This is a genomic window from Vibrio sp. OPT20 (assembly GCF_963889365.1).
Classification (GTDB): Bacteria; Pseudomonadota; Gammaproteobacteria; order Enterobacterales; family Vibrionaceae; genus Vibrio; species Vibrio splendidus.
This window is the reverse complement of the sequence record NZ_CAWPOA010000031.1, coordinates 397247-416187: the sequence shown is the minus strand read 5'-3', so window position 1 is coordinate 416187 and position 18941 is coordinate 397247. Positions and strand designations below refer to the sequence as shown.

Annotated in this window: 23 protein-coding genes; 13 read left to right on the top strand and 10 right to left on the bottom strand. The window is 44.4% G+C overall.

Features of this window, described 5'->3' with window-relative positions; genetic code table 11:
* Positions 1-99: 99 nt before the first annotated feature.
* Positions 100-609, top strand: a complete 510-nt coding sequence (gene crr, locus AACR09_RS03055) for a PTS glucose transporter subunit IIA (protein WP_004737851.1) — start codon at positions 100-102, stop codon at positions 607-609.
* 583 nt (positions 610-1192) lie between these two features.
* Here crr and AACR09_RS03050 read toward each other — a convergent pair.
* The 4 genes from AACR09_RS03050 to AACR09_RS03035 form a co-directional block, all read right to left on the bottom strand.
* Entirely contained in the window at positions 1193-2326 is a 1134-nt protein-coding gene (locus tag AACR09_RS03050; RefSeq protein ID WP_004736189.1) for a flagellin, read from the bottom strand.
* 297 nt (positions 2327-2623) lie between these two features.
* Positions 2624-3757 carry a flagellin gene (locus tag AACR09_RS03045; RefSeq protein ID WP_193835998.1) on the bottom strand — a complete coding sequence of 378 codons (1134 nt, stop codon included), beginning with the start codon at positions 3755-3757 and terminating at the stop codon, positions 2624-2626.
* Positions 3758-3878: 121 nt separating this feature from the next.
* Positions 3879-4802, bottom strand: a complete 924-nt coding sequence (locus AACR09_RS03040) for a Dyp-type peroxidase (RefSeq protein WP_017079441.1) — start codon at positions 4800-4802, stop codon at positions 3879-3881.
* A gap of 65 nt (positions 4803-4867) precedes the next feature.
* Entirely contained in the window at positions 4868-5329 is a 462-nt protein-coding gene (locus AACR09_RS03035; RefSeq protein ID WP_029222110.1) for a DUF2919 domain-containing protein, read from the bottom strand.
* 109 nt (positions 5330-5438) lie between these two features.
* On the opposite strand from AACR09_RS03035, the gene AACR09_RS03030 reads away from it, so the two are divergent.
* Positions 5439-5783 (top strand): DUF2956 domain-containing protein, encoded by a 345-nt coding sequence (locus AACR09_RS03030; RefSeq protein ID WP_054541672.1) that lies wholly within the window; start codon positions 5439-5441, stop codon positions 5781-5783.
* 12 nt (positions 5784-5795) lie between these two features.
* Complete coding sequence (locus tag AACR09_RS03025; RefSeq protein WP_102572572.1) at positions 5796-6128, top strand: DUF4156 domain-containing protein; 333 nt, start codon at positions 5796-5798, stop codon at positions 6126-6128.
* 123 nt (positions 6129-6251) lie between these two features.
* Here the strand turns inward: AACR09_RS03025 and AACR09_RS03020 are convergent, their stop codons facing one another.
* Positions 6252-6539, bottom strand: a complete 288-nt coding sequence (locus AACR09_RS03020) for a winged helix-turn-helix domain-containing protein (RefSeq protein ID WP_029224613.1) — start codon at positions 6537-6539, stop codon at positions 6252-6254.
* Positions 6540-6744: 205 nt separating this feature from the next.
* Between AACR09_RS03020 and AACR09_RS03015 the strand changes: the two genes are divergently transcribed.
* The 4 genes from AACR09_RS03015 (at position 6745) to AACR09_RS03000 (ending at position 9267) form a co-directional block, all read left to right on the top strand.
* A complete protein-coding gene (locus AACR09_RS03015) occupies positions 6745-7092 on the top strand; it encodes an ArsC family reductase (protein ID WP_017079437.1) in 348 nt (115 codons plus the stop codon).
* A 99-nt stretch (positions 7093-7191) separates the two neighbouring features.
* Complete coding sequence (gene dapE, locus AACR09_RS03010; protein WP_017090166.1) at positions 7192-8328, top strand: succinyl-diaminopimelate desuccinylase; 1137 nt, start codon at positions 7192-7194, stop codon at positions 8326-8328.
* A gap of 46 nt (positions 8329-8374) precedes the next feature.
* Entirely contained in the window at positions 8375-9049 is a 675-nt protein-coding gene (locus AACR09_RS03005; RefSeq protein ID WP_004734276.1) for a M15 family metallopeptidase, read from the top strand.
* An 8-nt stretch (positions 9050-9057) separates the two neighbouring features.
* A complete protein-coding gene (locus tag AACR09_RS03000) occupies positions 9058-9267 on the top strand; it encodes a DUF2897 family protein (RefSeq protein WP_193835997.1) in 210 nt (69 codons plus the stop codon).
* Between the two features lie 166 nt (positions 9268-9433).
* On the opposite strand, the gene bamC is transcribed toward AACR09_RS03000, so the two are convergent.
* Both bamC and dapA read right to left on the bottom strand, forming a co-directional pair.
* The gene (gene bamC, locus AACR09_RS02995) at positions 9434-10480 is read right to left on the bottom strand and encodes an outer membrane protein assembly factor BamC (RefSeq protein ID WP_017084128.1); all 1047 of its coding nucleotides are present in this window, start codon (positions 10478-10480) and stop codon (positions 9434-9436) included.
* 49 nt (positions 10481-10529) lie between these two features.
* Positions 10530-11408 (bottom strand): 4-hydroxy-tetrahydrodipicolinate synthase, encoded by an 879-nt coding sequence (gene dapA / locus AACR09_RS02990; RefSeq protein ID WP_004734279.1) that lies wholly within the window; start codon positions 11406-11408, stop codon positions 10530-10532.
* Between the two features lie 374 nt (positions 11409-11782).
* Between dapA and AACR09_RS02985 the strand changes: the two genes are divergently transcribed.
* Both AACR09_RS02985 and bcp read left to right on the top strand, forming a co-directional pair.
* Positions 11783-12325, top strand: coding sequence for a glycine cleavage system protein R (locus AACR09_RS02985; protein ID WP_017079431.1), 543 nt, complete (start codon positions 11783-11785; stop codon positions 12323-12325).
* Between the two features lie 12 nt (positions 12326-12337).
* Positions 12338-12808: a thioredoxin-dependent thiol peroxidase gene (bcp, locus tag AACR09_RS02980; RefSeq protein ID WP_017079430.1), complete on the top strand. Its 471-nt coding sequence runs from the start codon at positions 12338-12340 to the stop codon at positions 12806-12808.
* Between the two features lie 138 nt (positions 12809-12946).
* Here bcp and AACR09_RS02975 read toward each other — a convergent pair whose 3' ends face one another.
* Together AACR09_RS02975 and AACR09_RS02970 are read right to left on the bottom strand one after the other, a co-directional pair.
* Entirely contained in the window at positions 12947-14023 is a 1077-nt protein-coding gene (locus AACR09_RS02975) for an AI-2E family transporter (RefSeq protein ID WP_017084129.1), read from the bottom strand.
* Entirely contained in the window at positions 14016-14255 is a 240-nt protein-coding gene (locus AACR09_RS02970; RefSeq protein ID WP_004734311.1) for a sulfurtransferase TusA family protein, read from the bottom strand. The genes AACR09_RS02975 and AACR09_RS02970 overlap by 8 nt, the downstream gene beginning before the upstream one ends.
* Before the next feature lie 178 nt (positions 14256-14433).
* Here AACR09_RS02970 and AACR09_RS02965 point away from each other — a divergent pair, with 178 nt between their 5' ends.
* The 4 genes from AACR09_RS02965 (at position 14434) to AACR09_RS02950 (ending at position 17412) form a co-directional block, all read left to right on the top strand.
* Complete coding sequence (locus AACR09_RS02965; protein ID WP_193835996.1) at positions 14434-15888, top strand: beta-barrel assembly-enhancing protease; 1455 nt, start codon at positions 14434-14436, stop codon at positions 15886-15888.
* Between the two features lie 139 nt (positions 15889-16027).
* On the top strand, positions 16028-16378 hold the full coding sequence (gene arsC / locus AACR09_RS02960; RefSeq protein WP_004734313.1) for an arsenate reductase (glutaredoxin): 351 nt from the start codon (positions 16028-16030) through the stop codon (positions 16376-16378).
* Positions 16379-16384: 6 nt separating this feature from the next.
* Positions 16385-16978, top strand: coding sequence for an NAD(P)H:quinone oxidoreductase (gene wrbA, locus AACR09_RS02955; RefSeq protein ID WP_193835995.1), 594 nt, complete (start codon positions 16385-16387; stop codon positions 16976-16978).
* Positions 16975-17412: a DUF2069 domain-containing protein gene (locus tag AACR09_RS02950; protein WP_004734315.1), complete on the top strand. Its 438-nt coding sequence runs from the start codon at positions 16975-16977 to the stop codon at positions 17410-17412. The genes wrbA and AACR09_RS02950 overlap by 4 nt, the downstream gene beginning before the upstream one ends.
* 128 nt (positions 17413-17540) lie before the next feature.
* On the opposite strand, the gene AACR09_RS02945 is transcribed toward AACR09_RS02950, so the two are convergent.
* The gene (locus AACR09_RS02945) at positions 17541-18806 is read right to left on the bottom strand and encodes a DUF2066 domain-containing protein (protein WP_193835994.1); all 1266 of its coding nucleotides are present in this window, start codon (positions 18804-18806) and stop codon (positions 17541-17543) included.
* Between the last annotated feature and the right edge of the window lie 135 nt (positions 18807-18941).

Here is an 18941-nt window from a genome sequence, read left to right as displayed (position 1 = left end):
GAGCTTAATAAAGTTAGACGGCTAAAAATAGTCGTCTAATTTGTTAGATTGGTATAGTATATTCTACAGAATAAAACTAAACGTTAGGAGCATGACACAATGGGTCTGTTTGACAAACTGAAAAAGCTTGTATCTGATGACAGCGCTGATGCTGGTGCAATCGAAATCATCGCACCTCTTTCTGGTGAAATCGTAAACATCGAAGACGTGCCAGATGTAGTTTTCGCTGAAAAAATCGTTGGTGACGGCATCGCTATCAAACCAGCTGGCGATAAAATGGTAGCTCCAGTTAACGGTACTATCGGTAAGATCTTCGAAACTAACCACGCATTCTCTATCGAGTCTGACGACGGTGTTGAGCTTTTCGTTCACTTCGGTATCGATACTGTTGAACTTAAAGGCGAAGGCTTCACTCGTGTTGCTGAAGAAGGTCAATCTGTTAAAGCTGGTGACACTATCATCACTTTCGACCTAGCGCTTCTAGAAGAGAAAGCGAAATCTACGCTTACTCCAGTTGTTATCTCTAACATGGACGAAATCAAGGAGCTGAACAAGCTTTCTGGTTCTGTAACTGTTGGCGAAACTCCAGTTCTTAAAGTAACTAAGTAATCTCGATTACTTAACTGCTTTAATTAAAACGCTACCTAAGGGTGGCGTTTTTTGTGCCTGTTATATTTGTTCAATACCTCAGATAGGCATTACTGACTATCACACCGAAACCCTTCTCCTAGTTCCCTCAACCAATGACAACTACACTGACCGTTTGTCCCCTGCTATCCGACCTAGTTTTTTACTAAACGTTGTTAAGCGCTATTCAAGGCATTTCGCCTATACATCAAATTACACTTGTGAATTTTAACAAACAGAGATCTCTGATATCTCGTTCTACTCGATTCTGAGATGACGACTAAAGACTTCGATTCAGGTAGGCAATAAGTCAAATACCTCTCTATAGTCGTCATTCCCTACAGTGAGGAACGAACGTGATAGGGAATCTCGCTTTTGCTCCTGCTTACCAACATTACACTTTTTCAAATACACCTTCGCCAAATTGCAGGCAATAAAAAACCCAGCCGAAGCTGGGTCTGTTTAGCGCTCATCTCTCACCACGAGCTAATTTGTGGAAGCCTTACGTTAACGTTTATGATCAACAGCGCTTATAACCAACGTGTCAACGTGGCTTTTTAATCGATTAACCTAATAGGCTAAGTGCCGAGTTAGGCGCTTGCTTCGCTTGAGCAAGAATCGAGCTTGATGCTTGAGAAAGGATCTGAGACTTAGTCATCTGAGTCGTTTCTTTCGCGAAGTCAGTATCTTTAATACGGCTCTTAGATGCGTTAACGTTCTCGTTAATGTTGTCTAAGTTGCTGATAGCGTGGTCAAAACGGTTTTGGAAAGCACCTAGCTCAGCACGGTGGCTATCTACATACTTAAGTGCCGCATCGATAACTGCAACAGATTCTTGTGCGCCGCCAACTGATGTTACGTCGATAGTATCAACGGTTACATCTTTGCCAGGTTGCATGCCTAGTTCGCCAGCAAGGCTGCCAGAGAATGCTACTTCGCCTTCAACTTTATTGTTACCAGTAAACATTTGCAGCTTACCGTCTTCAGTTACAGACGCTTTAACAGAATCTTGTTGACCGTTAATGTACGTTGCTAGCTCTTCGATGTCGTCGCCCGCTTTCGCAGACACATCGATTTCTTGTGCTTGGCCGAAGTTATCAGTGAACGACATTTTTAGGTCGTTTGCGCCAGCTTGAACGTTCCAGTCTTTGTCTTTTGCGTTCTCAGTTTGGTAGCTCTTACCACCCATCTGAGCGTTATCAGAGCGCATGTCTTTCAGTTGAAGCATTACCGCTTCACCGTTGTCCGCACCGATTTGGAATGATTTAGTACCGTGAGTACCGTTAAGCAGCTTGTTACCACCAAAAGACGTCGTTTCCGCGATACGGTTCAGTTCGTCGTTCAGTGCTGTTACTTCTTCTTGAATCGCTACACGCTCAGATTTTGAGTTTGAGCCGTTTGAAGATTGTAGAGACAAATCACGCATACGTTGCAGGATGTTCGTTGTCTCGTTCATTGCACCTTCAGCAGTTTGTGCAATAGAGATACCGTCGTTCGCGTTACGTACAGCAACATCAAGACCACGACTCTGAACGTTCAAACGGTTCGATATTTGTAGGCCCGCAGCGTCATCTTTCGCGCTGTTGATTTTAGAGCCTGAAGCTAGACGCTCCATTGATGTTTGTTGTGCGCTGTTTGCGTTGTTTAGGTAACGTTGCGCTGTCATCGCTGAAACGTTTGTATTTACATTCACTGCCATGGTGACTTCTCCAATTGATTTTCCGGTATAGCGGTTTCCGACGTCTCGGAAAACCAAGTAGTTATCTCTAAGTTACTATTAATAACGGCGTGAATGCTGAAACCTTTAGGAAAAAAACAACAAAATTAACGAAATAGAGAGAAAGGGGAAGAAAGCGTGACTGGCAGTAAAATTATCAAAAAAAGATGAGAAAAACGCTAAAGTTGTCGATAAGTTGGTCGAGCGAAAAGTTGTGCTTTTATTAACCAAAGGGCTTTAGTTAAGCTGAATTACCTTTATAAAATTTGAGGTAATTTATTAGCCCAGCAGCGTTAAAGCTAGATTGGGCGCTTGCTTAGCTTGAGCCAAAATAGTAGTACTGACTTGTTGTAGTATTTGTTGCTTGAGCATTTGAGTGGTTTCTTTGGCGTAGTCGGTATCTTTGATTCGGCTGTTAGATGTCGCCAAGTTCTCATGAACATTTTCAAGGTTATTGATGGCATGATCAAAACGATTTTGCATTGCCCCTAGTTCAGAACGATGACTATCAACATACTTCATCGCTGTGTCTAAAATAGAGACAGCACGCTGCGCGCCACCTACATTAGTCACATTGATGTCATCGACTGATTCGTAATAACCCGCCGACATCGAAAGTTCACTGGCTAACGAACCTGAGAAAGAGATCGTGCCTGCGGTGTCTTCGCCAGACATATAGATCTGAAGCTGCCCTTCATCATTGACGGAAGCAGAGACGAGATCCGTTTGACCGTTAATATAAGTCGCCAACTCTTCGATATCATCGCCTTCTTTCGCGTTGATGGTGAGCTCTTGTGGCTGACCAAAACGGTCGGTAAACGACATCGTCATATCATTCTGGTTGGATTTGACTTCCCACGAGTCACTTGCCATGCCATTGGCGACATAGCTAAAACCACCCATATTGATGTCATCGGTGCGCATGTTTTTCAAACCTATCTGCACCGCTTCACCAGAACTGCCACCGATTTGAAATGAAGAACTACCAAAGCTACCGTTAAGGAGTTTTTTACCGCCAAATGACGTTGTTTCAGCAATTCGATTCAACTCATCATTTAGAGCTGTCACTTCTTCTTGAATAGCCGTCCTTTCCGACTGGCTATTCGAGCCATTGCTCGCCTGCAGTGACAAATCTCGCATGCGCTGCATGATATTGGTGGTTTCATTCATCGCTCCTTCTGCTGTCTGCATAATGGAGATACCGTCGTTAGCATTACGAACAGCAACATCAATGCCACTCATCTGTGCTTCTAATCGATTCGAGATTTGTAAGCCAGCCGCATCGTCTTTTGCACTATTAATACGGCTCCCTGAAGCTAAGCGCTCCAAAGATTGATTCAGCATGTTATTAGCATTAGAGAGGTTTTTCTGAGCTACTAAAGCTGAGACATTTGTATTAACAGTTATAGCCATAGACCTTCACTTACAAAAATATGAATAAAACTCACGATTGCTCTTATATCGACCAGTTCATATAAAGCTTTAATAAAAAAGGAGCCCTAAGGCTCCCGTTCTTTACTGCATACGAGGTGATTTACTTAATCGTTAATGCACTCAACATGTCAGTCGAAGGCGCAAAGTAGTAAGCGCCTGTCACTGCTTTAGTAAAGCGAAGCAGTTGGTCTGTTTTACCATCTGTTACGCCGTACATGCTCTCTAACATCGCATCGAAGTTATGACGAACATTACAGTAAGCAATGAACAGTAAGCCGTGATCGCCCGTAGCGGTACCGTAAGGTAGGCTGTGACGAACAATCTTAAGACCCTTGCCTTCTTCTTTGATATCCACGCGACCAACGTGAGACGCCGCTGGAACATCATCTAGCTCGATAGAGTCCGGTTTAGTGCGGCCAACCACTTTCTCTTGTGCTGAGACATTCAATCGATTCCAAGCTGGCAGGTTGTGCACAAAACGCTGCACCATCACATAACTACCACCCGCGAATTCACCTTCAGGAACAATCGCTACTTCAGCGCGCTGTGCGTCTTTTGGATTTTCAGTGCCATCAACGAAATCAGTCATGTCACGAGAATCTAGGAAGCGGTAACCGTAGGTTTCATCAACTACTTCAACGTCCGCTGCTACTTCAGATAGCAATTTACGTAAGATAAAGAAGTGCAGATCGTGTCTATTTGAATGACAGTGAATCAGAACATCTGACAATGTGCTCGGTGCAGTGACATCACCTTTACCAAGCGCAGGGAAATCAATCAAATCAGAGGGGGAAGCTTGCTCGAACTTATCCCAAAAAGCTTTTGAAAACGCAACCGATGCCGTTAAGTTCGCATCTGGTTGAGTTTGGTTTAGTTCGTCGATTAAACTCGGAAGCTTTTGAAGTTCCGCTAATACGTTAGCAGCGTTCTCATTCACTTTTAGTTGAACATAAAGAGCGAAAGGCCCTGCTTCTGGCAAGATAGCACTTTGAATTTTAGGCTGCTCATTTGAGGTGTTAAGCATAGATTAATCCTTTCATTTTTAGCTTCTTAGTATAATTGTGAATGGGGCAAATGTTTTGATGAAAATCAGTCTTCGTGCTCAACCACTTTAAAGCAATCCCTGGCGGCATGGCTATTGGTTAGATAAAGCGCTAACCATAGGAGCAACAATAGGGTGATAGCATTAGACCAACGGAACCATCCGTTATCTAAATAGATTAAATAAAGTGTATGGGTTCCTTGTGCCAAGATAGCCATCATGGAGACCCAACGTCCCCATGAAACCACTTTATTAAGGCGCTTTCTATCTGGTGATCTGAGTCCAAACAACCACATGAGTAACAAGCTCGGAATACTCAATGCAATCCCAACATAAAACATTTGATGATCTGGATAGATGATTTCGAGGATATCAGTGCCCGACTCTCGGCTTGCACCTGCAACAATGAAAACGACCAAAGCTTTCGCCAGAAATAGCCAACCTAACCATAATAGGATTGGGGCTTTTAAAAAGCCGTGCTTGTCGTATTGTTCTATGGAGTACCGCACAAATCTCACTTTCACTTATTTTCAAACCAACACTTTAACGCAAATCATTCATACTTAACTAGGTTTGCGTTATCTTATTGGTTAATCCGTTTTAATTATCGAACTCAGTATGAAAAAGAAAACTAATACACCATCTGTTGAATCTCAACAAGAAGCACTGAAGATAGCCAAAGCGACGCAAAAGCCAGCTCAAACCAAAGAACAAACCAAGTTGATTGCTCAAGGTATCGAGAAAGGCATCGCACTCTATAAAAAGCAGCAGAAAGAACGTGGCCGCCAAGCCGATAAAGCTAAAAAGCGCGTACAAAAAGAGAAGCAGACTCTACAAGCGAACCAAGACCAAGAACAGAATGTCGACTCGAATAATGAAACAACATCAAATCACGCCAGTAAATTGCCGTGGTTATTATTGTTCGCAAGCTGGATAGGTTTCGCGATTTATTTGATGAAATAACAGGATAAGCGTATGAAAAAGGAATTAATCGCTTTGGCTATGAGTAGCGTGTTACTCGGTTGCACGACACCGACATCAACGCCTCATAGCGAAGCTGCCAACGTGCAAATGGATTACCATGGCGTGATTAATATCGATAAATGTCAGTATAAAGGGGAAGTCACTGGCAGCGAGGGCCATTGGTATAGTTACCTGTTTTACCCAAATGACACCTTGATTCAGGGCGCGATGAATGAGCTCAAGTCAAATACGATTGAGTTAGGTGCAGATACCGTGATATTTACACTTCCCCAAGACTTTTCCACTTCCGTGACTATGTTGGGCACTGCCTATCGGTGTAAGTAGGCAGAAACTGTATAAGTAGGTAGAAACATAGTTAGACAGCTCAGCGCTCAAATGAGCGAGAGGCTACCACTTCGATTTCTACTTCTACTTTTACTGCAAAAAAGAAAGCCAGCTTTCGCTGGCTTATGCACTAAATCCAAGGCTTATTGCTATATCGCCTTTACGCTGGATAACCCATTGACTGTCAAATGGACCCCAGTCGGATAACTGGTAATAGCCATCATTATGACGTCGCCCATCTTGAACAAACATAAGTTCGATACCGATCCCCGGTAACGCCTTGAGTACATCTTGAATAGTACGACGAGGCCAACCCGTTTTTTCGATGAGTTTAGGCACATTTGGCCTATCAAGGCTTTCCACTAACAATGCTAAATATAGCCGCCTTGCAAAAACAGGACTCAACTCCATTGACACCTCCTATATATGTGCAACTCAATTATTTCTTTTTTCGCTGACAACATGTTGAGGTTGATCAATAAGTCTCCAATAGTGACATTTTCTTACTGTTTTTTTTCACTCTATGAAATATTCCTCACTCTATTTTGTCTGAATTGCAGCTTCCTGATAGGATTCAACTCATAACAACGAAATAAAATCACCCAAAGGAAGAACAATGACTATCACTATGTTTGGCATTCCAAACTGCGACACCATTAAAAAAGCAAAGAAATGGCTCGAAGCTGAAGGGATCAAGTTCGAATTTCACGATTATCGTAAACAAGGCATCACTGAAGAGTTGGTTACGACCTTCTGTTCAGAACTTGGCTGGGAACTTGTATTGAACAAACGTGGTACGACTTATCGCCAACTTTCACAAGAACAGAAAGATACATTAACGGAAGACAAAGCCGTGACTCTGCTTGTTGAACAACCAGCAATGATTAAGCGACCAATACTAAAAGTAGACGGTAAGCTTCATATCGGATTTAAAGCCGACCAATACGCCGCTATTTTTGCTTAGAGCACTGTATTTAGATAGACAGACTACTGGACGTTGATCATTAAATCAGCGCCCTAAAAATTAATGACTAGACGTTTTATTTAAACAAGGAATTCAAGGATGACAGATAGCCCAACTTTGGCTCTGGCAAAAGACCTCATTAGCCGCCAATCAGTAACCCCTGAAGATGCAGGCTGCCAAGATTTAATGATTGAACGCTTAAAAGCACTCGGCTTCGAAATCGAAGTGATGGTATTTGAAGATACGACGAACTTTTGGGCTCGCCGTGGTACAGAGGCGCCTCTATTTGCCTTTGCAGGCCACACCGATGTTGTACCTGCAGGCCCGATTGAACAGTGGCACACCAAGCCATTCGAACCGACTATCGTAGATGGTTTCCTACACGGTCGCGGCGCGGCAGACATGAAAGGCTCTTTGGCTTCAATGATCGTTGCTGTAGAGCAGTTCATAGCTAAACACCCAGACCACACAGGTTCAATCGGTTTCCTAATCACGTCAGATGAAGAAGGCCCTTTCATCAACGGTACAGTCCGTGTTGTTGAAGCACTAATGGCCCGTGGTGAAAACATCGATATGTGTATTGTTGGTGAACCATCAAGTACTGAGTATGTTGGTGACGTTGTGAAGAACGGCCGTCGTGGTTCTATTACTGGCGATCTCACGATTAAAGGCACACAAGGTCATGTTGCCTACCCTCACCTAGCGAACAATCCAGTACACAGCTCTCTACTTGCGATCAACGAACTGGCAACGACCGAGTGGGACAAAGGTAATGACTACTTCCCACCAACCAGCTTCCAGATCCCAAATGTAAGTGCGGGCACGGGCGCGTCAAACGTTATTCCTGGTGAATTTAATGTTCAGTTTAATCTTCGCTTTAGCACTGAGTTAAACAACGACATCATCGTTGAACGAATCACAAATACACTCGACAAGTACGATTTCGAATACGATTTGAAATGGACATTCAATGGCGACCCGTTCTTAACAGACGCAGGCTCACTGCTTGATGCTATTGTTGATGCCGTTGGTCACGTTAATGACGTAAAACCAGCACTACTGACTACAGGTGGTACATCTGACGGACGCTTTATTGCGCGCATGAAAGGGCAAGTCGTAGAGCTAGGTCCGGTTAATGCCACCATTCACAAGGTTAACGAATGCGTGAAAGTGGCTGACTTAGAGAAGCTAACCGACATGTATGAGAGAACATTAGTGAACCTGTTCGCTAAATAGTTTTTTCATCAGCGATTGATAGCATCTAATTATTGAGAGACGCGTTATGACACCAGAGCAGCTTACCGGGCAATCAGATTCTCATCTGGAACCTAACCTGATTGGCACCAAGACATTCTTGGTTCACAGTTATGTCAAAGATGACCTAAACAGTTTGATTGAAGCTGCTCAACTCGCTGGCTTTAAAATGGAGATTGCCAGTGGCTTTCGCGACTATGAAAGGCAATCTCTGATTTGGAACCGTAAGTTTTCTGGTGAAGCACCAATATTAGACTCAGAAAGCCAACCACTTGATGCTTCAAGACTCAGTGAACATCAAAAGTTGTCAGCGATACTGAGGTGGTCTGCACTACCTGGGGCGAGTCGTCACCATTGGGGTTGTGACTTTGATGTCTTTGCTCGTAATCACTTACCTGAAGGCACACAGCTGCAACTGGAACCATGGGAATACCTTACTGGCCACCAGCAAGCGTTTTACCAATGGCTTTTTGCCAATGCATCTCAATTTGGGTTCTTCTTTCCGTACAGCCAAGACCTCGGCGGTGTGGCGATCGAACCATGGCATATCAGCCATCGAAAAGTATCAGAGTTGTGTTTATCACAGTTATCTCCCTCTTTACTTGGCAAGCAACTCCAATCTAAGCCAATATTAGGGTATGAGATTATTATGGAGCAGCTAGACGAGATCTATGCGCGCTTCGTGGCGAATATCAGTCATTAGGAGCGCTTATGTTGGAGTGGCTTACAAACCCTTGGGTGATCATCATCATCGTGGTTAGTGTTGTGGTGGGTAATATTGCTGCGCTCAAACAGACCGCCAATATGGATCTGACTGGTCGTAACAAAACAGAGAAAGACTTAGACAAGCTCAATCAATTGGATAAACAGAACCAAGAGAAAGCTCAAAAAGATGAGTCTACGAACAACAAAGACGCTTAATTTTGTAGCTCTAAGGAGCCAATCTAATTTGTTAATAATCCGCTGAAGACTAATCAACGAATACAAAAAAGAGGACACAATGTGTCCTCTTTTTTATTGGCTTTAGCTAACCACAGGGCTGATATGACTTACTCTGTGGTTTTTCAGCTATGCTCATTCAGCTTACTTACTCTGCATCAGCTTCTTTGTCATCTTTGGTTTGGTCAGCAACATGTGCTAGTACCGGTACCATTGACTTCAGTAGCTCTTCTTCTACTGGCTTACCTGATGCATCCGTTACGTTAATTGACGTACGGTTACCAAGATCACCAAACAAGAAAGTGTAAGTGCCTGGAGCCAAATCAATGGGTTGTAGGCCAATTGTTTCCCAGAATTCATCATCTGGCGCAGCATACTTAGCTTTTACAGTACCTTGAGACTGGTTACGCTCTTCAAGCTCAAAGCCCATAGTCGGTAGCAAGGTAGGCAAACGCTGCCACAATACATTGTATGGAGTACGAGCAATGATCACAGGGAAGCCACTGCGGTCAGCACCCATTGAGATTGGAATGCGTTTAACCAGCTCTTGTGCTTTCAACGCCGCTTCAGCACGAAGGTTTTCATCGTACTTAGCCATCACTAGGTTCGTTAAGAACGCGTTGTAACGCTCCTTATTGGTTGCCGATACCGGCTTCTCTTCAGAGCCTTCACGCCAATCGATAAGGTTGATCTTGAAGCCATGGCGGTTGTTCGCTTGGAAACGAGAGATAGAGTAGCGACTGCCGATCTCTACTTCTTCATCTTCAGAAACCCAAGTAACCCAATCGGTCTCAATATCGTTTTCTGACTGTTCACGAATACCAATGCCACGTTGTGCCAGCATATCTACAGCCGTTTGCCACACGCGGTCTGCCTCTTCAGCACGAAGAAGCCATAGTGTCACTTCACCATTTTGACGTTCAGCTCGAGCACCTGGGATCAGCTCAAGAACCTGTTGCGGCGGACGAATATCCACTTCACGGCCTGTACCACCACTGAACTCACCACTTGGGATGTCAAAATTTGGATAGAACTGAGGTTGAGCATCTTCAGGCAGCTGCCATTGTGAAAACTCAGGTGTTTCTAAGTATTCGAAATCATCTTTGGCTTGGCGACGTTGAGTCGGGCTGCCAGAACATGCTGTAAGAACGAAAACAGCCAGTGATCCAATCACTAGCTGGTGAGAATACTTCATTTATACTCCTAAATGCCGAAGGTTCACTTCGGCATCACTTCATACGTTTTTAGTAAATGCACGCTTCAGTCATTGCTTGAGCAACAACGGGTTGAGCTGGCTTTGACAATTCAGTCAACGGTAGACGTAAGCCACCTTCAGCAATCAGACCCATTTTATGAACCGCCCATTTTACGGGAATAGGGTTGGACTCAACGAACAAATTCTTATGTAGAGGCATCAAACGCTCATTGATCGCTTCTGCTTCTTCAAACTTGCCTTCTTTCGCTAACTTGAACATGGTTGCCATATCAGCGGCTGCAACATTGTTTGTTACAGAGATCACGCCATCGCCACCACGCTTAACAAATTCTAGACCTGTTAAGTCATCACCACTTAGTAAGATAAAATCTTCGCCACAAAGTTCACGGTGAATTGCAATTCTGTCGAGATCACCCGTCGCATCTTTAAGTGCAACGATGTTTTCGATCTCAGCAAGGCGAGCAACCGTTTCAGGTAACAAGTCTACAGCAGTACGACCTGGTACATTGTATAGGATTTGTGGAACGTCACTGACTTCAGCAATCGCTTTGTAGTGTTGGTACAAACCTTCTTGAGTTGGTTTGTTGTAGTAAGGCGTTACGCTCAGGCAACCAGCAATACCAGAACCATTCAGCAAACGGCTGAATAGAACAGATTCGTGAGTTGCATTTGCACCTGTACCAGCGATAACGGGAATACGACCATCAGCAAATTCAACGATCTTATTGACGACTTTGACATGCTCTTCAATAGTGAGTGTTGAAGACTCACCTGTTGTGCCAACCGCAACCAGACCATCACTACCTGCAGCAACATGGTGCTCAACTAACTTTTTAAGGCTGTCGAAATCCACTTCACCATCTGTATTAAATGGCGTAACTAGCGCAACGATACTTCCTGAAAACATGTCTATCTCCCTTAATTTATTCTTTTTGCATGTTACTGTAAGCCAATCAATAAACACAAGACATTAAAGTGGCTTACCGGCAACATCTGCATTAAATATTGTCGTATGTTTGAGGTAAAACGACTTCTAACGGCGTTCTACCGAGAATTTGGGTAACCTGCGCTCAATCTAGCGGATAGCACAGCACTGGATGTCAGTAACAAGTAAGCTGTGCTCTCACCACTCAATCTCATTTTTTAACGCTCTCGATATTCTTATCATTGGTTGCATGTTAGAAGCAAGGTGCCTCATAAAAAGCCCCGTACGCACGCTTATTCCACGAGCTAACTGTGCTAACATGCATGAATCAATGGAATATAAAGAGACGTGATTTTATGACTCAACATCTAGTAATCACAGCTGTGGGCACAGATCGCCCAGGTGTATGCAACCAAGTGGTTCATTTAGTCACCCAATCAGGCTGTAACATTATTGATAGCCGTATCGCTCTATTTGGCGAAGAATTTACGCTTATCATGCTGCTGTCTGGAAAGGCAAACAACATCACCCGCGTTGAAACCACCCTGCCCTTGCTTGGACAAGAGCACGACTTGATTACGATTATGAAGCGAACCTCAACTCATGATGTTATTGAGAACTCTTACACAGTAGAGGTGTTCGTTGAGTCAGACGATAAAATCGGCCTTACCGAGCAGTTCACTCAGTTCTTTGCTGACCGCAACATAGGACTCGACTCGCTGAGCGCCCGAACCATCAATAAATCTAAAGTTCAGCTCGACAACGACCAATTCCATATCTCTATTACCGCTTCTGTGCAATCAGAATGTAATTTGATGCAGCTACAAGAAGAATTTGACGCGCTGTGTCAGAGCCTATCCGTACAAGGCTCGCTCAACTTTATCAAAAACAGTTTTTAAAAAGGAAATATCATGAATACGCTAACGGCTGGTGTTCCAGCACCTGCTTTTTCTCTTCCTGATCAAGATGGCAATATCGTATCTCTTGGTGACTTCAAAGGTAAAAAAGTCCTTTTCTATTTTTACCCAAAAGCAATGACTCCAGGTTGTATTGTGCAAGCTGAAGGTCTGCGTGATATCAAAGCACAGCTTGATGACCTAAATGTGGTTGTTCTAGGTGTGAGTGTTGATCCAGTAAAACGCCTACCAAATTTCGTCGAGAAGAAATCTCTAAACTTCACACTGCTATCAGATGAAGACCACAGCGTTGCTGAGCAGTTTGGTGTTTGGGGAGAGAAGAAATTCATGGGCAAAGTGTACGACGGTCTGCACCGTATTAGCTTCCTAATTGATGAAGAAGGTCAGATTGAACACGTCTTCAACAAGTTCAAGACTAAGACTCACCACGAAGTGGTTCTAGACTACTTCAATCCAGAAGCTTAATGTTGTTTCTAGTGAATTGATGACCTAATTTCATACCTAGATGATCTAAGTTCACAATTGACTAATCCAAATACAAAAAGGCCGAATATCATGGATATTCGGCCTTTTTAATACTTACTCAACTGTATTGATCTTCAATTACGATTGATGCTCAGGGTCATCGTCGAGAGCATGACTCGGTAAAGCATTCCAAACCGCTTTCACCAGCGTAGCAAGCGGGATAGCAAAGAATACGCCCCAGAATCCCCACAGTCCGCCAAACACCAACACCGCTACAATAATCGCTACTGGGTGTAGGTTCACGGCTTCAGAGAACAGAACAGGAACGAGCACGTTGCCATCTAGCGCTTGGATAATACCGTAAGCCAATAACAGCCAGTAGAATTGAGGCTCTAATCCCCACTGGAACAGGCCAACAATCGCAACTGGAACGGTCACAGCTGCCGCACCGATATAAGGAATCAGTACCGAGAAGCCAACCGCGACAGCCAGCAGAGCTGAATAACGTAAATCTAGAATCGCAAAGGTCACGTAGCTGACACCACCGACGATCAAGATCTCAAGTACCTTGCCGCGAATATAGTTTGAGATTTGTTGGTTCATCTCAACCCAAACCTTGGTCGCTAGACGACGATTTTTCGGTAGCACACCACTCGCCATGCTGATCATCTCTTCTTTATCTTTTAGTAAGAAGAAGATCAACAGTGGCACAAGAATCAAGTAAACCGCAAGCGTAGCCAAGCTCACAAGGGAAGCTAAAGAACCTTTAACAACACTTTCACCAAAACCTAATGCTTTATTTTTCGCGTTAGACACAATCGATTCAACGATCTGCAAGTTTGCTAACTCAGGATAGCGCTCAGGAATGGTCGCGATGAACTTCTGTAAGCCGCCATACATACTTGGAATATCATTGATGAGATTACCCACTTGCTCCCAAATGGTAGGCACTAAGCCAAACAGCGCCAGCAACATCAGGCTAAAGAACATCATGATGACTAGCATCACCGATGGCGTTCTTGGAACACCGAGTCTTTGGAGTTGGGTAACCGGCCACTCAAGCAAATAAGCCAATACAATAGCCACCAACAATGGCGCGATGAGATGACCAAAGAAGTAGATCGTAATAAAGCCGAAGAGAATGATGGCAACCAAACTGACAGCATGGGGATCAGAGAAACGTCGTTTATACCAACGATTGACCATTTCAAGCATCTGACTGCAATTCCTTTTTAGTGACGAGGAGATGATAGTAATTAGAGCAAACCTCAGTGATGACGTCATAGGCTTGCTTAGACAAAAAAGTAACAATATCTTTCATTGAGCTGTTATCAGAGACATAAATTGACAATGATTGCCCTACTTCTAACTTTACACTGTGACGCTTGGCTAATAATAGTGCCATTGGACAGCGCTCTTGGCGTAAATCTAGAATATTAGGTGTCATTCTTGAGCTCGATGCTTATTATAAGGGTCGTATTGTAATCTGTTTTTGAAAACGCGCCATCATTCATTCATCTTCCTTCATGATAGCGCACGCACTCGGCAAAGGTTACATCAGATAAAGAACCAATTTGCATTGCACTTGTCTTACTGTCAGAAGAAACGGAGTATTACTGACTAATATGTTTAAACGCGCTCGCTCAATTGCTTGCTTATGCATCGCAGCTACATTAAGCACCCCAACGTTGGCGAATACCAACAGTTTGGAGCTACCCGATATCGGCACCGCTGCTGGCGGCACCCTCACTATCGACCAAGAACTTATCTATGGTGATGCCTACATGCGCATCATCAGAAGCAGCCAGCCTATCGTAAACGACCCGGTTCTCAACCAGTACATTGATACGCTTGGCCATCGTCTTGTCGCAAGCGCGAATGATGTAAAGACACCTTTCCAGTTCTTTATGATCCGAGACCGCAACATCAACGCTTTTGCATTCTTTGGTGGTTATGTTGCTTTGCACTCAGGTCTGTTCCTGCATGCACAATCTGAAAGTGAGTTGGCTTCAGTATTAGCGCACGAAATCGCGCACGTTACCCAACGTCACTTAGCGCGTAGTATGGAAGATCAAGCTCGTCGTTCTCCAGCAACCATCGCAGCGCTAGCAGCCTCTGTATTATTGGCCATTGCAGCACCTGAAGCAGGTATCGCAGCTCTAACTGCCACAACCGCTGGTAACATGCAAAGCCAGATCAACTACACCCGTAGTAATGAAAAAGAAGCTGACCGCTTTGGTATCAATACACTGGCGAAAGCAGGGTTCGATGTGAATGCGATGCCGCGTTTCTTCGGTCGTTTGGCTGATGAATACCGTTATGCCAGCACACCACCCCCAATGCTGCTGACTCACCCATTACCAGAAGATCGAATCACCGATTCACGCGCTCGCGCTCGCAGCTATCCGCCACTTAAACTGGCCCCATCACTGGATTACCATCTAGCAAGAGCTCGCATTGTCGCGCGCTATGCCGGCATTAATAACGATGCCGCTCTAGATTGGTTTGAACGTAAGTTGAAGAAAGCACCTAAAGCCTTGGTTCCATCATTAGAGTATGGCCAAGCTCTGGTTTACTTAGATTCTAAAAAATTAGATAAAGCTGAGCCGATTCTGACCAAGCTCATCAACAGCGACCCAACCAACCTGTTTTATCTAGATACCATTTCAGACCTCCACATTGAACAGAAAAAGCCTGAGATTGCGATTAAAGAACTCGAATCAGCGCTGGTTCGCCAACCAAACAACCCTGTTCTAACCATTAACTACGCCAATGCGCTGATTGAAAATGAAGACCTACAGGAAGCCGTTCGCGTGTTGCAACGTTACACGCACGATAACCCGAACGACACCAACGGCTGGCACCTACTTTCAAAAGTAAATACAAGCCTGGGTAATAGCGACGAAGAACTGGCTGCTCGTGCAGAGATCTTGGCACTGCAAGCCAACTGGAACAAAGCGATTCAGTACTATACGCAGGCTAGTCAAATCGCAGAGCTCGGCAGCCTAAAACAAGCACGTTACGACGCCCGAATTGATCAACTAATGATTCAGCGTGAACGCTTCTTGTCGTTACAGTAAATGTATTTATTGGCAGCGGTTCGTTGTCAGAAGAAAAAGAAAGCTCAACGTTACATAGTAAAGAAGCCACTCAAGTGGCTTCAACTGAACAATTGCTTCAACTGAACAATTAAATCAAAAATAATAATGAGGAAGAACCATGTCCGTCGTGATTTATCATAACCCACGCTGCTCAAAGAGCCGTCAAACTCTCGAACTGCTTGAAGCAAACGGCGTACAGCCAGAAGTTATCAAATACCTAGATACGCCTTTAACTATCGAGCAACTTAAAGTGCTTTTCACGCAGCTTGGTTTTGACAATGTTCGCGAAATGATGCGCACCAAAGAAGCGGATTACAAAGAGGCTAATCTTGGCGATGCATCTGTTACCGATGAAGATCTATTCTCAGCAATGGCGACAAATCCAAAACTGTTTGAACGCCCTGTTGTTGTTGCGAACAACAAAGCAAAGATTGGTCGTCCACCAGAGCAAGTGCTAGAGATTCTGTAAGCCGATATGAGCATCAACATTCTTGTTCTCTACTACAGCCGCCACGGCAACACACGAGCGCTAGCAAGGCAAATTGCACGAGGGGTTGAATCTATTCCGAACTGCGAAGCCATGTTAAGAACGGTGAACGACGTGTACACGGTAGAAGAGCAGCCTGATTCACGCTATCAGCCGACCGATCCTATTGCGACACTGCAAGAGCTCCGTTCTTGCGATGGTTTAGCGCTAGGCAGTCCGGTTTGGTTTGGCAACATGGCTGGACCTATGAAGCACTTTTGGGACAGCACAACATCACTGTGGATTAATGGCGATCTGATCGATAAGCCAGCTTGCGTGTTTACCTCTTCTTCATCACTGCATGGCGGGCAAGAGACCACACAACAAAGCATGATGTTGCCACTGCTTCACCATGGCATGTTAGTGGTGGGTATCCCCTACTCAGAACCTGCGCTGCACACCACTCAAACCGGTGGCACACCCTATGGTGCGAGTAGTACCGGAGAGAGCGCTTCATTAAGCAAAGATGAAATTGAGTTGGCGCAAAACCTAGGCAAACGCCTAGCGCGCATCGCAATAAACCAGAAGGGAATTTCTCAATGATGTATATGCCAGAGAAGGCGATGTCTCCCACAACCAAGCTATTCCGCTACCTTGCTTTAGCGGGCAACTTGTCGCTTTTATTCTGGGTGATTGCTTGGCAGATGACACTTTCGCCGCACCCTCATCTAAGTAATGTAACGCTTGCGATCGCTTGGGCTATACCGCTGTTACTGCCATTACCGGGCATTCTAGCAGGTAAACCTTATACGCATGCTTGGGCGAACTTTGTCTTAATGCTCTACTTCCTACACGCATTAACTATTTTGTATGTCGACGGTGGCGAGCGCTTATTAGCGGCTGTAGAACTGCTTCTGACGACTCTAGGCTTCGCGGGCAATATCTTATTTACTCGCTTTCGAGCCAAAGAATTAGGCATCAAACTTAAGCGCCTTTCTGAAGTAGAAAAGACCGAGAAAGCTAAGTTCGAGCAGTAACCTGGATTAGGTTGTCCTGATCTAGTATCAATAGAAAAAAGTGACAACAAACAAAAAGCCCTGCGAGATTTCTCTTGCAGGGCTTTTTTCATGAATTCATTTCAATCGGTCATGTCAGAAGACAATCACTAGCGAACCCATTCGTATACTAGGCTTGGCTTAGCATGTACTGGCGCAACAACTGTTAGCTCTTCCGAGCCAGACGTATTCGTTAGCTCAGCATCCGCTTCAGTTGATAACTCACTACCTTTGATGACTTGAACACTTGGGTCAGCTTCGTTAGCCGTCGCTTCTGCGCCATCGTCCAGGGTCGTATCAGTAACAGCTGCTGAATCATCGCCTACAGACATGGTGTTGTCTTGCGTTTCAAATTCAGGGCTCACTTCAGGTTCAATATAAGATTCTTCAACCTTTGCGACTTGGCGAATGCTTTCCACTTCTTGCTCAAACTCTTGTTGAGTCGACAATAAGTGAATTCGAAAAGTTACTTCGTTATTCTGAATTTTCAGAATCTCTAAGCTTGCCACCGAGTTTAAACGCTTAAGTGCATTCTCCAATTGGAAAAAGTCTTGTGCGTTATTCAGGCTAATAAATTGCGTTAAAATCGACTCTGATGATTCACTTGCTACTGTAACCGCACTTTTACCTGCGTAGTAGTTACTGATTTGGTCGACAAGTTTCTTAGAAGTCGTCGCGCTGTTGCCCGATAGCGAACCACTGACTGGCGATTTTGGTGCGCTCGTCAATTGGTTTGGCTTTTGATCGTATAGAGTCCAACGTAGACCTGAAGATTGAGCCTTTATTACCAGAACAGCATCAACCGGGTAACGCTGACTCGCTTTACTGATTGGTGTAACAAAGCTACCCCAAAGATCAGAGGTCGCAATACCGGTAATGTCATCAAAATCACCCACAGGTAGCGTTAGAGGCAAACCGCGCTCTTTTGCGTTGGCTTGTAAACCTGCAGCCAACTGTGAGTTGGAGTGTTCCCACACAATATTCTTGTCGTAGTTCTGTTCTTCCACCAGCCAAACAAGGATGTTTGAGCGAGTATCAGGCCAGTACGGCAATTGTGCTTGAGTCAGTAGCGAACGGATTTGAGCGCCGTTAAAACGCATGCGCAATGTTGATTGGTCATTGCTTTCACCAAAACTCATTTGAGACATGTACTGCGAACTCTTACGCATCGCCTTTTGAATCGTCTCATTCGAAGCGACATCAGTTTGGCCAGTCGCACGTATCAAAACCTGCTCCATGCCGGTATTTCTTGCCACTTGTTCTGGCTGTTTGTTTTCAGCGTTAATCGCAACTTCAGCACTAAAGATATCTACTTGAGTTAAGGCATAACTCGGAGAGGCTAATAGTCCCATCAACAACAATGCTATGTAGCGCATACTGATCCTAATATTCAAATCTTGTGCCTAGATGATAAGCAACTATGGATTGAGGGGCAAGGTCGATAGCGCCCACTGTGTTTAATAACCACAAAATATCACCTGGCCATGATAAATCGCTCACTTATAAACTGA